Below are 14,357 nucleotides of genomic sequence, written 5' to 3'. Positions count from 1 at the left end.
GGCCCGGTCTGCCTGCAGTGCTCGTGTCGGGCGACACGTCCTTACAAACGGCGCGCTTTGTCCGCCAGCATGGCCTGCCTTTGCTCTACAAACCAATTGCCCCGGCACGCCTGCGCGCAATCATCGCCAAGCTTTGCGGTGGATAGGCGAACTTGCGGCGCTGGAAGCAAAAAAGGGGTTGACCACGACAGTCAACCCCTTTTCATCTGGTGCCGGAGAGATGAATCGAACACCCGACCTTCTCATTACGAATGAGCTGCTCTACCGACTGAGCTACACCGGCTAAGCCCGCGATTATAGCGGCTCGTGATACCCGGTCAGCCGCCCGACCTCGTTCTTCGACCCCAAAACCACGGCCACCCGCTCGTGCAGCTTGGTGGGCTCCAGGTCGAGGATGCGCTGGCGGCCGTTGGTGGCGGCGCCGCCGGCCTGCTCGACCAACCAGCCCATCGGGTTGGCCTCGTACATCAGGCGCAGCTTGCCGGGCTTGTTCGGCTCTCGCTTGTCCCAGGGGTACATGAAGATGCCGCCGCGCGTCAGGATGCGGTGCACGTCGGCCACCATGGAGGCGACCCAGCGCATGTTGAAGTCCTTGCCGCGCGGGCCTTCCTTGCCGGCCAGGCACTCGTCGATGTAGCGCTTCACCGGTGCGTCCCAGTGGCGCATGTTGGACATGTTGATCGCGAATTCCTTGGTGTCCTCGGGGATGCGCACGTCCTCCTGGATGAGCATGAAGGAGCCCTGCTCGCGGTCCAGCGTGAACATGGCCACGCCGTCGCCCACGGTGAGCACCAGCGTGGTCTGCGGGCCGTAGATGCAGTAGCCGGCTGCGACCTGCCGGTTGCCGCACTGCAGGAAGTCGCCCTCGTCGACGCCGCGGTCGTCCTCGGGCATCTTGAGCACGCTGAAGATGGTGCCGATGCTGACGTTGACGTCGATGTTGGACGAGCCGTCCAGCGGATCGAACAGCAACAGGTATTCGCCCTTGGGGAAGCGGTTGGGCACCACGTAGATGCCCTCCATCTCCTCGCTGGCCATGCCGGCCAGGTGGCCGCCCCATTCGTTGGCCTCGATCAGCACCTCGTTGGCGATGATGTCCAGCTTCTTCTGGATCTCGCCCTGCACGTTGCCGGTGCCGGCCGAGCCCAGCACGTCGCCCAGCGCCCCCTTGTTGACGGCATGGCTGATGCGCTTGCAGGCGCGGGCCACCACCTCGATCAGCAGGCGCAGCTGGCCGGGGATGTGGCCGTGGGTGCGCTGCTGCTCGACGAGGTAGCGGGTGAGGGATGTGTCGGACATGGGAACTCCTCCGGATTGGTGATGCTCGCGAACCTGCTCATTCCGCCAGCGCGCGCGTCACCACCTCGCGCACGTCGTTGGACAGGTCCGGCTTGGCCGCCACGCGCGCGATCGCCTCGCGCGCCGCACTGCGCTGCGGCTCGGCCAGCTTGCGCCAGCGGTCCAGCGCCCGCGCCAGGCGCGCGGCGACCTGCGGATTGATCGCGTCCAGTTCCATCACGCGTTCGCTCCAGAACACGTAGCCGGCCGCATCGGGCCGGTGGAAGGCGCCCGGGTTCGCGCTGCAGTAGCTGAAGACCAGGCTGCGCGCGCGGTTCGGGTTGCGGATGTTGAAGTCCGGGTGCTGCATCAGCTGGCGCACCGCCGGCAGGATGTTGCCGCCGCGGTCGGGTGCGCCGGCCTGCAGCGAGAACCACTTGTCCAGCACCAGCGGCTCGTCCTTGAACAGCGAGTGGAAGCGCTCCAGCGCCGGGCGTGCCAGCTCGTGTCCGCCGATCACCAGCGCCGCCAGGGCGTTGAAGCGGTCGGTCATGTTGGACGCGTCCTTGAAGCCCTGGTAGGCCTTGCCCGGCCAGACCGGGTCGTTGGTCTTGCGCGCGGCGATGCACAGGTGCGTGAGCGCCAGCCCGGCCAGCGCGCGCCGGCCGGAGGAGACCGGGTCGGGGCGGTAGGCGCCGTTGTCCTTGTGGGTCTCCCAGGCCCAGGCCCAGTCGTGGTGCAGCGCGCTGGCCAGCTGCTCGCGCATGGCCTCGCGCACGGCATGCACCCGCTGCGGGTCGACCACGTCCAGCTGCTCGGCGATGTAGGTCTCGGCGGGCAGGGTGAGCACCAGCTCCTTGAAGGCGGCGTCCAGCGTGGGGTGGCGCAGGATGCCGCGCATCGCCTCGATGAACGGCGTGTCGAGGCGGATGCCACCGCCGGCCTCGCCGCGGATGGCGGCCAGCGCGCGGTTCACGGCCAGGCGTTGTCCCGCTTCCCAGCGGTTGAACGGATCGGGGTCGTGCGCCAGCAAGGCGATCAATTGCGAGTCGCTGTAGCCATAGTCCAGGATCACCGGCGCGCTGAAGCCGCGCAGGATCGAGGGCACGGGCTCGGCGGCCAGGCCACTGACCTCCAGCGTCTCGCTCGCCTGCGTGAGCACGTGCAGGCCGTGCGCCACCTCGCGCCCGTCGGGCCCCAGCAAGCCCCAGGCGACCGGGATCACGAACGGCTCCTTGGTGGCCTGGCCCGGCGTCGGTGGGCAGCTTTGCGACAGCGTCAGGCGATAGGTGCCCGTCTGCTCGTCCCAGTGCGACACGGCCTTCACGCGCGGCGTGCCGGCCTGGCTGTACCAGCGCTTGAACTGCGGCAGCAGCTCGTGCAGCTTGCTCCCGGGGTTGGCGTCGGCGATGGCCTGCGCGAACTCGTCGCAGGTGACGGCCTGGCCGTCGTGCCGCTCGAAGTACAGCTTCATGCCGCGGGCGAAGCCGTCGCGGCCCACCAGCGTCTGCATCATGCGCACGACCTCGGCGCCCTTCTCGTAGATCGTGACCGTGTAGAAGTTGTTGATCTCGAGATACTGGTCGGGCCGCACCGGGTGCGCCATCGGGCCGGCGTCCTCCGGGAACTGGGCGGTGCGCAGCACGCGCACGTCCTCGATGCGCTTGACCGCGCGGGCCGAGGCCTCGCCGGCCAGGTCCTGGCTGAACTCCTGGTCGCGGAAGACGGTCAGGCCTTCCTTGAGCGAGAGCTGGAACCAGTCGCGGCAGGTGATGCGGTTGCCGGTCCAGTTGTGGAAGTACTCGTGGCCGACCACCGACTCGATGTTGGCGAAGTCGGTGTCGGTGGCGGTGGCCTGGCTGGCGAGGACGTACTTCGTGTTGAAGATGTTCAGGCCCTTGTTCTCCATCGCGCCCATGTTGAAGTCGCTGGTGGCGACGATCATGAAGCGCTCCAGGTCCAGCGCCAGGCCGAAGCGCGCCTCGTCCCAGGCCACCGAGGCCATCAGCGAGTTCATCGCGTGCTCGGTCTTGTCCAGGTCGCCCGGCCGCACGTAGACCTGCAGCAGGTGCTCCTTGCCGGCGCGCGACAGCACCTTCTGCTCGCGGGCCACCAGTTGGCCGGCCACCAGCGCGAACAGGTAGCAGGGCTTGCGGAACGGGTCCACCCAGCGCGCCCAGTGGCGGCCGTCGTCGAGGTCGCCCGAGCCGACCAGGTTGCCGTTGGACAGCAGCACTGGGTACTGGCGCTTGTCGGCGCGCAGCGTGACGGTGTAGCTGGCCATCACGTCCGGCCGGTCCAGGAAGTAGGTGATGCGGCGGAAGCCCTCGGCCTCGCACTGGGTGAAGAACGAGCCGTTGCTCACGTACAGGCCCATGAGCTGGGTGTTCTTCGCCGGCGAGCAGGTGGTGAAGATCTCCAGCTCGAAGGGTTCGTGGCCCTCGGGCAGGTTCTCCAGCACCAGCCGGCCGCCTTCCAGCTTGAACGAGGTGCCCTGGCCGTTGACCAGCACGCGGGCGAGGTTCAGGTCCTCGCCGTCGAGCTTCAGGGGCTGGGCCGCGACCTCCGGGTTGCGGCGCACCCGCATGCGGTTGAGCACGCGGGTCTTGGCCGGGTCCAGGTCGAACACCAGTTCCACGGTGTCGATCCAGTACGGGGGCGGCTGGTAGTCGGCGCGGTAGATCACCGCATTCTGGCCTTCACGCATGTGCTTCCTTTAGACGCCCTGCTTGAGCGAGGCCTCGATGAAGGGATCGAGGTCGCCGTCCAGGACCTTCTGGGTGTTGGAGATCTCGACGTTGGTGCGCAGGTCCTTGATGCGGCTGTTGTCCAGCACGTAGCTGCGGATCTGGTGGCCCCAGCCGACGTCGGTCTTGGCATCCTCCAGCTTCTGCTGCTCTTCCATCCGCTTGCGCATCTCGTGGTCGTACAGGCGCGAACGCAGGCGCTGCCAGGCCAGGTCGCGGTTGCTGTGCTGGCTGCGGCTGTCCTGCGACTGCACCACGATGCCGGTGGGGATGTGCGTCAGCCGCACCGCCGAGTCCGTCTTGTTGATGTGCTGGCCGCCGGCGCCGGAGGCGCGGTAGGTGTCCACCCGCACGTCGGCCGGATTGATGTTGATCTCCACCGACTCGTCGATCTCGGGATAGACGAACACGCTGGCGAAGCTGGTGTGGCGCCCACCGGACGAGTCGAACGGCGACTTGCGCACCAGCCGGTGCACGCCGGTTTCGGTGCGCAGCAGCCCGTAGGCGTAGTCGCCCTCGATCTTGATGGTGGCGCCCTTGATGCCGGCGACGTCGCCGGGGGTCTCGTCCTCGACCGTGGCCTTGAAGCCCTTGCGTTCGGCGTAGCGCAGGTACTGGCGCAGCAGCATGCCGGCCCAGTCGCAGGCTTCGGTGCCGCCGGCGCCGGCCTGGATGTCCAGGAAGGCGTTCATGGGGTCGGCCGGCTTGTCGAACATGCGCCGGAATTCCAGCGCCTCGACCGTCCCGGTGAGCTTGCGCGCCTCGGCCTCCAGGGTCTGGAGGCCGGTGTCGTCATCCTCGTCGCGGCTCATCTCGAACAGCTCGAGGTTGTCCGCCAGCTCGCGGTCCAGCTGCTGCAGCGTGACGACGACGTCCTCGAGCTGCTTCTTTTCCTTGCCCAGCTCCTGGGCCTTCTTCGGTTCGTTCCAGACCGCGGGATCTTCCAGCGCGGCGTTGACCGTCCTCAGGCGTTCCGACTTGGCGTCGTAGTCAAAGATACCTCCGGAGATCCGCGCAGCGCGACTGCAGGTCTTCGAGGGTGCTGCCGATGAGGTTGGTGCGTTCTGCGTCCATGGTGTCCGTGCTTTCTGTAAAGCACGGATTTTCGCAGAAGGGTGCGCGGCGCGCGGCGGTGCCGCCACCGCGGCTCGCTCAGCGCGTGCCCGGGCCCGCCAGGTAGGACTGCGCGCGGCGGTTGCCGGCGCTGGCGGCGCGCTCGAACCAGCCCAGGGCCTGCTTCTGGTCGGCGCCGACGGTGGCGCCCTCGAAGTAGGCGACGCCGAGGAAGTAGCTCATTTCCGAGCGGCCGTGGCGGATGCCGTCTTCGGTGGACTTGCCCGAACGCTTGACGATCGCCGGGATGTCGCCACGGCCGGCGGCGTAGGCCTGCATCTGTTCGACGGTGGCGGCGAAGAAGCGGTCGCGGGTCTGCTGGGCCGCCGGGCGCTCCGCTTCGGGCAGGCTGGCGATCAGCTCGTCGCTCAGCACCGGCAGCGCCTCGAAGGGCGTCATGCCGCCTTTCATGCGCGGAGAGTACCAGGCGCGCAGCATCACCCGGTCCAGCGAGGTCAGGCCGTCGACCTTCTGCGGGAAATAGCTCAGCACCGTGTGGCCGCCCGGGTGACCGCGCACGCCCATCAGGTGCATGGCCTCGTGGTAGGCGCAGCGGTAGGTATCGCGGCTGCGCATCTGGATGCTGGCGCGGTCGACCCGGGTCTCGGTGCGGAAGTCGAGGAAGGTGACGCAGGGCTGGTTGTCCTGCAGCGCGGTGTCGGGAACGATCTCGACCGTGAGGTTGGGCGTCTCGCCGGGCTGGTCGGTGACGTCCACCAGCTGGACGCCGGCCTCCTGGGTGACCGTGCGCAGCGCCTGGGTGACGTAGTCGCGGTGCTGGGCCAGGTCGATCCCCGTCATGCGGAAGCGGATCTCGTTCTCCCAGCGGACCACGCGCGTCGGCGTGCCGCTCTGGTGCCACAGCCCTTCCCAGAGCGTGGCCAGCCCCTCTTCCGTGGCGTCCCCCGCGGCGGCCGCGGCACAGGGGGCGAGCATCGCTGCAAGGCACAGCGACCAGAACCTTCTGCTCATCCGAGTCACCTCAACTACTTTTGGTGACGAGTCTATGGGTAGGAGCGCTCCTACGCCATGGATGGGCGGGAAGAGGACGGATCTGTAGGAGAAATGCGGATTTTTACCGGCGGTTGAGGCGCCGGTGCGTCAAGGGCAGGCCGGGCGGACGCCGGCTCAGCCGTCGAGGAAATCCTCGATCAGCCGCGCCAGCACCGCCGGCTGGTCGTGGTGGAACATGTGGCCGGCATCGTCCACCCGCGCCTTGCGCAGGTCGGGCACGGCGGCCAGGCGCTCGTGGAAATCGGCCAGGGTGAAGCGGCCCTGCCACCACTGGGCGAGGCTGTCGTCGCTGGCCTCCACCCACAGCGTGGGGCAGCTGATGCGGCGGTAGACCTCCAGCACCTCGTCGACGCGGAACAGCTGGGCGTTGGTGATCTTGTGCGCGGCATCGCCCAGGATGCGCCAGCGGCCGTCGGCGCCCTCGCGCGCCCAGTGCCGCGCCAGCCACTCGGCCTTGTCGCGCGGCAGCCGGCGGTTGGTCTTCATCAGCCGGGCGGCGACGCCCTCGGCCGAGTCGTAGCTCTTGAGATCCAGCTCGCCGCGGTGGAAGGACTTGAGTTCGTCCATCCACTTCGCATAGCGCCCGGGCGCCTGCTCCGGCCGGGTGGCCGGCATGCCGAACCCTTCGAGGTTGACCAGCTTGCGGATGCGCTGCGGGCGCGCGCCGGTGTACAGCATGGTGATCTGGCCGCCCATGCTGTGGCCGACCAGGTCGACGGGCTGGTCACCCGCGTAGTGGTCGAGCAGGAAATCCAGGTCTGCGAGGTAATCCGGGAACCAGTAGTTGTCGGCGGGCGGCGATTCGGTGAGGCCGTAGCCGCGCCAGTCGGGCGCGATCACGAAGTGCTCGCGCGAGAAGGCGTCGACCACGAACTGGTAGGACGCCGACACGTCCATCCAGCCGTGCACCATCACCAGCGGCACGCGGCCCGGTTGCGGCTCGCCCCAGATGCGCACGTGGTAGCGCGAGCGGCGGATCGGGACAAACTCGCTGCGCGACGTTCGGCGGGGTTGGTACATTGGTGCGAATGATAGGAGGGCGATCGATGGCGGTCAGTCAACGCAGCGACAAGGACAACTGGGCGCAGATGCACGGCCAGTTCCGCTGGGCGGTGCCGGAGCACTTCAACATCGCGCAGGCTTGCTGCGCGCGCTGGGCACAGGCGCCCGATGGCGACCGCCGCATCGCGATCCGCGCCCACGGCGTGCAGGGCGAATCCACCCTGAGCTTCGCGGCCCTGCAGGCGCAGGCGAACCGCTTGTCCAACGTGCTCGCTTCGCTGGGCGTCCAGCGCGGCGACCGGGTGGCGATGGTGATGCCGCAGCGCTTCGAGACCGCCATCACCTACATGGCGATCTTCCAGCTCGGTGCGGTCGCCATGCCGCTGTCCATGCTGTTCGGCCCCGAGGCGCTGGAGTACCGGCTGCAGGACAGCGGCGCGGTGGTGGCCGTGTGCGACGAGAGCTCGATCGCCAACCTGCTGGCGGTGCGCCGAGCCTGCCCGGCGCTGCGGACGCTGGTCGGCGTCGGCGCCGCGGCGCTGCAGGCGGACCTGGACTGGGGCGTGGAGCTGGCCCGGCACCGGCCCGAATTCACCGCCGCCCGCACCAAGGCGGAGGAGGGCGCCGTGCTGATCTACACCAGCGGCACCACCGGCCCGCCCAAGGGCGCGCTGGTGCCGCACCGCGCGCTGATCGGCAACCTGCCGGGCTTCGTGTGCAGCCAGAACTGGTTCGGATTCCCTCCCAATGCTTGCAATCCAGCGGAGCCCTCCCCCGCGAGGGGAAGGGTTGGGGAGGGGGCGGTCCTGGACGGGCAAGCGCCCAGCGCTGGCGACATCCAGAACACGTCAGTGTTCTGGTCGCCAGCAGATTGGGCCTGGACCGGCGGGCTGATGGATGCCCTCCTGCCCTCGCTCTACTTCGGCCGCCCCATCGTCGCCTACAACGGCCGCTTCAGCCCCGACACCGCGTTCGCCCTGATGCAGGAGCACGGCGTCACCCACACCTTCCTGTTCCCGACCGCGCTCAAGGCCATGATGAAGGCCTTCCCGCAGCCGCGCCGCCAGTTCCGCCTGAAGCTGCAGGCCATCATGAGCGCGGGCGAGGCGGTGGGTGACGCGGTGTTCGCGTATTGCCGCGACGAGCTGGGCGTGGTGGTCAACGAGATGTTCGGCCAGACCGAGATCAACTACGTGGTCGGCAACTGCAGCATGAACGGCCGCACCGAAGGCGGCGTCGGCTGGCCGGCGCGCCCGGGCAGCATGGGCCGGCCGTATCCCGGCCATCGCGTGGCGGTGATCGACGACGAGGGCAACGAGGTCCCCGACGGCGTGCCCGGCGACGTGGCGGTGAACCGCTTCGACGTGCACGGCGATCCCGACCCGATCTTCTTCCTCGGCTACTGGGGCAACGAGCGCGCCACCCGCGCCAAGTACACCGGCGACTGGTGCCGCACCGGCGACCTGGCCACGCGCGACGCCGACGGCTACCTCTGGTACCAGGGCCGCGCCGACGACGTGTTCAAGGCCGCCGGCTACCGCATCGGGCCGAGCGAGATCGAGAACTGCCTGGTCAAGCACCCGGCGGTGGCCAATGCCGCCGTGGTCCCCAAGCCGGACGCCGAGCGGGGCGCGCTGGTCAAGGCCTACGTGGTGCTGGCGCCCGGCCACGCGCCCGGCGACACGCTGGTGGCGCAGCTGCAACAGCACGTGCGCGGCAAGCTCGCGCCCTACGAGTACCCCAAGGAGATCGAGTTCATCGAGGCCCTGCCCATGACCACCACCGGCAAGGTGCAGCGCCGCGTGCTGCGGCTGCAGGAAGAGGAGCGGGCCCGCCAGCGCTGAGGCCCGGCGCGTCTCACTGCGCCGCCAGCGAGCGGCAGCGGGCCTCGTCCAGCGCGTGCCCGCAGCCGTGAAAGGCCTGGGCCGCCGCGGCGAAGCCGGCCCGCGCGGCTGCGCGGTCACCTGCGGCCGCGGCCAGGTGGGCGCGGGCCTCGTCCAGCGAGGCGTACCACGCCGGCAGCTTCATCACCACGTTGGCCAGGAAGTCCGAGGCGCGGGCGTGCTCGGCCGCCAGGTCGAGTTCATGGGCCCGGGCCGCGGCGATGGTCGCCGGGATGGCGAAGGTGATGCGGCAGCCCGGGCAGGTCTCGAGCGGGCCGCGCACGGCAGCCGTGGCTTCCTCGAGCACCGCCAGCGCCGCGTCCGGATCGGCGGCCAGCGCGATGCGCGTGCCATAGATGCGGTCCAGCAGGTGGAAGCCGATCTCCGACTGGCGCGCCACGTCCAGCGCCTCGTCGAGCAGCGCGCGGGCCAGTGCCGGCTGGCCCCGGTGCATGGCCAGTTCGGCGCGCCGCTGCAGCGACAGCGCTTCGCCCGTGGCCCCGCCGATGGCCCGGTGCATCCGGCCGCCGGCCAGCAGGTCCGCTTCCGCAGCATCCAGGTCGCCGCTCAGCAGCCTGGCCTCGCCGCGCAAGGTGGTCGCGAAGGCCTCGCCGCGGGCCGCGCCCAGCCGCTTCGCCTCGGCGGCGAGCGCATCGGCGAAGGCGATCACGTCGCGGTACGGCCGCGCGCCGTACAGGAAGCGCTGCGTGATGCACAGGTGGCCGTCGAACACGCGCACGGCCAGATGGGGCAGGTGGCTGGTCTCGCGCAGGTCGGCCCACACGCTGCCGTGCAGGTCGCCGCGCGCATGCGCGGCCGCCGCCTGCGCCCAGGAGGCGATCACCAGCGTGCCCTCGTCGCCGGTCTCCAGCGCGATGCGGCGTACCTCGGCGGCCCGGCGCGTACCCTCCGCCGGATCGCCGAAGCCCAGGGCGGCGGCGCCGGCATAGGCCAGCGCCTCGGCCAGGCGGCCGGCGGTGGTGGTCGGATGCACCTCGCGCAGGAAGCGCAGCGCGCCCGGCGGGTCGCCGGTCTTGATCTGCGCCAGGCCGCGCTTGGCGCGTAGTTCCTCCGCCTGCTCCCCGGTCGCCACTTCGGCGGCCGCGTCGTAGGCGGCCAGCGCGCCGGGGCGGCCGAGCGCATCCAGGGCCTCCGCCCGCAGCGCCAGCGCCCGCGGCTGCGCCGGACGCTGCGCCAGCAGCGGATCGACATGGCGCAGCACGTCCTCGAAGGCGCCCAGCCGGAAGGCCTGCCAGGCCGCGGCCAGCGCGTGCGGCGTCGCCCGGTCCGGGTCGCCCGCCGCCAGCCAGAGCTGGCCGAGCAGGCCGGGTGCCGCTTGCGCCTGCTCCAGCCGCTCGGCGGCTTCGCGGTACAGGCCGCGCCGGCGGTGCGGCGGGATGTCCGCCACCAGCGCCTCGCGCACCAGCGCATGGCGGAAGACGTAGCGGCCCTGGTCCACCACCAGCAGGCCGGCAGCCAGGGTGCGGTCCAGTCGCGCCGCTCCATCGCAGTCCGGATCGCCGGCCAGGGCGATGCCGGTGGCCGCGTCGAAGCCGTCGGCGCACAGCGCCATGCGCCGCAGCGCCTGCAGCAGCGGATCGTCGAACTCGCCGATGCGGGCGGCGAGCGCCGCCGCCAGGTCGCGCGGCAGTTCGGCCCCGGCATCCAGCGGCGCCGCCTGGGCGAACTCGACCACCGCGAACGGCAGGCCCTCGGCGCGGCGCGCGATGGCGGCAGCGGTGCCCGGCGGCAACGGCTGCGGGGCCGCGCGCTCGGCCAGCAGGGCGGCTTCCTCCTCGTCCAGCGGGCCGAGGTCCAGCGACGCCAGCTTGCCGGCGCGCAGCATGCGCGCGAGGTGGCCGTCCAGCAAGGGCGGCAAGGCCGGCCGGGCGGCGAACAGCACGAACAGCGGCGGGCCGCTGGCGGTGAGCTGCACCAACAGTTCGGCGCTGGCGTCGTCCGCCGCATGGGCGTCGTCGACGATCAGCAGCACCGGCAGGTCGGCGCTGGTGGCCAGCAGCAGTCGGCGCACCGCCCCGACCACCTGGTGCCGGCCGAGCGGCAGGGCGAACGGCATCGCGTCACCGCTGTCCGTCGCCATCGCGGCCAGCACCGCCTGCGCGTGAGGACCGATGGCCTGCGCTGGGTCGGGCAGTTCCTGCAGCAGGGGCAGGACCAGGTCGGCGGCGATGCCGTAGGGCCGCGTCCAGTCGCCGGCCTGCAGCGAGCGCACCTGCCAGCCGAGCCCGCGCGCCTCCGAGGCCACGCGGCGGCAGAAGGCGGTCTTGCCCATGCCGGCCGGCGCGCGCACCAGCGCCCCGCCGGCGCCGCCGGCGCGGCTCGCACGCAGCAGCGAGAGCACGCGCACCAGCTCCAGTGCGCGGCCGACGAAGCGTGGCGCCGCGCCGTCCAGGCCGGCCACGCACTCGCGATACAGCGCTTCCGCCTGCGGGCCCGGTCGCAGGCCGATCGCCTGCAGGTGGTCGCGCAGGTGGCCCCACCAGCGCAGCGCCGAGGCGCGCCGACCGGCCGCGAGCTCCTCGCGCATCAGCTCGAGATGGGCCGATTCGTCGGAAGGCTCCTCCTGCACCAGGCGCTCGTAGTCGCCCGATTGCCGGAGCAGGCGCACGAACTTGTCGCGCAGGCGCCGCCGCGGCGTTTCGGTCCAGGGCTCGTAGCGCGCGTCGGGCAGCAGGTCGCCGCCGTAGAGCCGGGCAGCGTCGCGGCACGCCTGCGCGTCGCCGGTCGCGAGTGCTTCATCGGCTGCCCGTTCGAACCGCGCCGCATCGCAGTCGACCTCGCGCCCGGGCAGCAGGAAGACCTGGCCGCCGCGCAGCACGACCGCGTCGGGCGCGCCGACGAACTGCCGGGCGTGGTGGGCGGCCTTGCGCAGGTTGGCGCTGCCGGACTGCGGATCCAGGTGCGGCCACAGCGCCTCGACCACCTGTTCGTTGAGCAGCCTGCGCTGCGGCTGCAGGCTCAGCAGCTGCAGGAGTTCCGCCGCGCGGCGCGCGAGTGGCGGGCTGGAGCCGCTGTCTGCCGGTGCGCAGCGGCCGAGCTCGAAACCGCCCAGCAGGCGGATCGACAGGGCGGCGGGCAACTCCACGGGAGGCGTCGGCATCGCAGTTCCCTCCTGCCGCAGCGGCCGGGAACGTTCCGGGAACGCCCGGTGCGGACGATGGCCAGTATGCCGTCCATCGCTTCCGGCGGGTGCAACGAAGGGCGGCGCGGCAGCACGCACCCGCCAGCCGAGCAAGGAGAGTGACCATGCCTATTGCAGAAGAGAAGGTCGACGTGACGGTGGTGGATCGCGAGGTCCAGTCCGCACGAGCACCGGGCCGTGATCGACCCCAGGATCGCCAGGGTGAACGCGTGAACCCGAACCAGGCGCTGTGGGAGCAGGGCGATTTCACGCGCATCGCCGAAACCATGCGGGAGAACGGCGAGGACCTGATGCGGCAGGCCGGCGTCGGCCCCGGCATGCGGGTGCTGGACCTGGGTTGCGGCGACGGGACCACGGCCATCCCGGCCGCCCGGCTGGGGGCCCATGTGACCGGGGTCGACATCGCCAACAACCTGGTGGCCGCCGGCCGGCGCCGCGCCGCGCAGGCCGGCCTGTCGGACGTCTGCACCTTCCTGCAGGGTGACGCGTGCAAGCTGTCCGGCATCGAGGACGGCAGCTTCGACCTCGTGGTCAGCATCTTCGGTGCCATGTTCGCCCCGCGGCCGTTCGACGTGGCGCGCGAGATGGTGAGGGTGACGCGGCACGGCGGCCGCATCCTCATGGGCAACTGGATCCCCGGCGACCCCACGCTGGTGGCGCAGATCCTGAAGATCAGCGCGGCCTACTCGCCGCCGCCACCGGAAGGCTTCGTCAGCCCGATGACCTGGGGATCGACGCCGCACGTGCTGGAGCGCTTCGGCGCGGCCGGCATCGCGTCGGAGGCGATCAGCTGGGTGCGCGACCGCTACGTGTTCGACTTCAAGGGCTCGCCGGCGGAGTTCGTCGACACCTTCAGGCGCTACTACGGGCCGACGATGAACGCGTTCCGGGCGGCCGAGCAGGACGGCCGGGCCGACGCCCTGCGCGACGAGCTGGTGGCCCTGTTCGAGGCGCACAACCAGAGCCAGTACCCGAACACCACGCTGGTGTCGGCCAGCTTCCTGAAGGTGACGGTCGACGTGGGTTAGAGCGGGCCGAAGGGCGGGCGGCAAGGCCTTGCGCTATCCTGCGCGGCTTTTCCCCGCCCCGCATGAATTCCGTCCAGCTCGGCGCCAGCGACCTGCGCGTCACGCCCATCTGCCTGGGCACCATGACCTTCGGCGAGCAGGTCGCCGAGGCCGAGGCCCAGGCCATCCTCTCGCGCGCCGTCGAGCGCGGCCTCAACTTCATCGACACGGCCGAGATGTACGCGGTGCCTGCGCGCAAGGACACTTTCGGCGCCACCGAAACCATCATCGGCAACTGGCTGGCCGCCCACCCCGGGATGCGCGAGCGCATCGTGCTGGCAACCAAGGTGGCCGGCCCCTCGCGCGGCATGCCCTGGATCCGCGAGGGCGCCGGCCTGACGGCGGCCGACATCCGGGCCTCCTGCGAAGGCTCGCTGCGCCGCCTGCGCACCGACGTGATCGACCTCTACCAGATCCACTGGCCCGAGCGGCACGCGCCCATGTTCGGGGCGATGTACTTCGACCCGGCGCAGGAGCGCACCCGGACCCCGATCCGCGAGCAGCTCGAGGCCCTGGGTCGCCTGGTGCGCGAGGGCAAGGTGCGCCACGTCGGCCTGTCCAACGAGACGCCCTACGGCGTGCACGAGTTCGTGCGGCTGGCCGAACAGCATGGCCTGCCGCGCATCGCCACCGTGCAGAACCCGTACTGCCTGCTCAACCGCAGCGTGGAGAACGGGCTGGACGAGAGCCTGCACCGGCTGGGCGTGTCCCTGCTGGCCTACTCGCCGCTGGGATTCGGCCTGCTCACCGGCAAGTACGACGACGGCGGTTTCGAGGGTGCGCAGGCCCCGGCCGCCGCGCGCATCGCGAAGTTCGAGTCGGTGCGCAAGGGCCGCTGGGGCCGGCCCGAGGCGCTGGAAGCCGCCCGCCGCTACAACGCGCTGGCGCGCCGCCATGGCCTGGCGCCCACGCGCATGGCGCTGGCCTTCTGCTACACCAAGTGGCAGGTCGCCAGCACCATCCTCGGCGTGACCTCGCTGGCGCAGCTGGACGAGAACCTGGACGCATGGGGCACGCAGTTGCCGCCCGAGCTGCTGGCGGAGATCGACCGCATCCGCTGGGCGATGCGCGATCCCGCCATCTGATCCGC

The 14,357-nt window shown here is 70.8% G+C and carries 9 protein-coding genes and 1 tRNA gene; 3 read left to right on the top strand and 7 right to left on the bottom strand.

All coding sequences use genetic code 11. From position 1 onward, the window contains the following. Nucleotides 1–207 precede the first annotated feature (207 nt). The 6 genes from VEC03_RS13650 to VEC03_RS13625 form a co-directional block, all read right to left on the bottom strand. Nucleotides 208–283: transfer RNA gene (locus VEC03_RS13650), tRNA-Thr, on the bottom strand. 11 nt (nt 284–294) lie between these two features. Continuing rightward, the gene (locus tag VEC03_RS13645) at nt 295–1,299 is read right to left on the bottom strand and encodes a class 1 fructose-bisphosphatase (RefSeq protein ID WP_324916030.1); all 1,005 of its coding nucleotides are present in this window, start codon (nt 1,297–1,299) and stop codon (nt 295–297) included. A gap of 37 nt (nt 1,300–1,336) precedes the next feature. Continuing rightward, a complete protein-coding gene (gene pepN, locus VEC03_RS13640) occupies nt 1,337–3,985 on the bottom strand; it encodes an aminopeptidase N (RefSeq protein ID WP_324916028.1) in 2,649 nt (882 codons plus the stop codon). 9 nt (nt 3,986–3,994) lie between these two features. Continuing rightward, nucleotides 3,995–5,099 (bottom strand): peptide chain release factor 2 gene (gene prfB / locus VEC03_RS13635; protein ID WP_324916026.1). Its coding sequence is split into 2 segments (ribosomal slippage): nt 3,995–5,017 and nt 5,019–5,099, totalling 1,104 coding nucleotides; the frame shifts between segments, so codons are not numbered across the junction. Between the two features lie 78 nt (nt 5,100–5,177). Next, nucleotides 5,178–6,110 (bottom strand): hypothetical protein, encoded by a 933-nt coding sequence (locus tag VEC03_RS13630; RefSeq protein WP_324916025.1) that lies wholly within the window; start codon nt 6,108–6,110, stop codon nt 5,178–5,180. 156 nt (nt 6,111–6,266) lie between these two features. Next, nucleotides 6,267–7,172 carry an alpha/beta hydrolase gene (locus VEC03_RS13625; RefSeq protein WP_324916024.1) on the bottom strand — a complete coding sequence of 302 codons (906 nt, stop codon included), beginning with the start codon at nt 7,170–7,172 and terminating at the stop codon, nt 6,267–6,269. 26 nt (nt 7,173–7,198) lie between these two features. Between VEC03_RS13625 and VEC03_RS13620 the strand changes: the two genes are divergently transcribed. After that, on the top strand, nt 7,199–8,998 hold the full coding sequence (locus tag VEC03_RS13620) for an acyl-CoA synthetase (RefSeq protein ID WP_324916023.1): 1,800 nt from the start codon (nt 7,199–7,201) through the stop codon (nt 8,996–8,998). Between the two features lie 13 nt (nt 8,999–9,011). Here VEC03_RS13620 and VEC03_RS13615 read toward each other — a convergent pair whose 3' ends face one another. Further along, a complete protein-coding gene (locus VEC03_RS13615) occupies nt 9,012–12,158 on the bottom strand; it encodes an AAA family ATPase (protein WP_324916021.1) in 3,147 nt (1,048 codons plus the stop codon). A gap of 146 nt (nt 12,159–12,304) precedes the next feature. On the opposite strand from VEC03_RS13615, the gene VEC03_RS13610 reads away from it, so the two are divergent. Continuing rightward, nucleotides 12,305–13,228, top strand: coding sequence for a class I SAM-dependent methyltransferase (locus tag VEC03_RS13610; RefSeq protein WP_324916019.1), 924 nt, complete (start codon nt 12,305–12,307; stop codon nt 13,226–13,228). A gap of 62 nt (nt 13,229–13,290) precedes the next feature. Next, nucleotides 13,291–14,352 (top strand): aldo/keto reductase, encoded by a 1,062-nt coding sequence (locus tag VEC03_RS13605; RefSeq protein ID WP_324916018.1) that lies wholly within the window; start codon nt 13,291–13,293, stop codon nt 14,350–14,352. The last annotated feature ends 5 nt before the right edge of the window (nt 14,353–14,357 follow it).

Source organism: Ramlibacter sp. (assembly GCF_035627355.1).
In the GTDB taxonomy this organism is placed as follows: domain Bacteria; phylum Pseudomonadota; class Gammaproteobacteria; order Burkholderiales; family Burkholderiaceae_C; genus Ramlibacter.
Note: the sequence above shows the minus strand (reverse complement) of the source record. Positions and strands in the feature narration are given on the sequence as shown.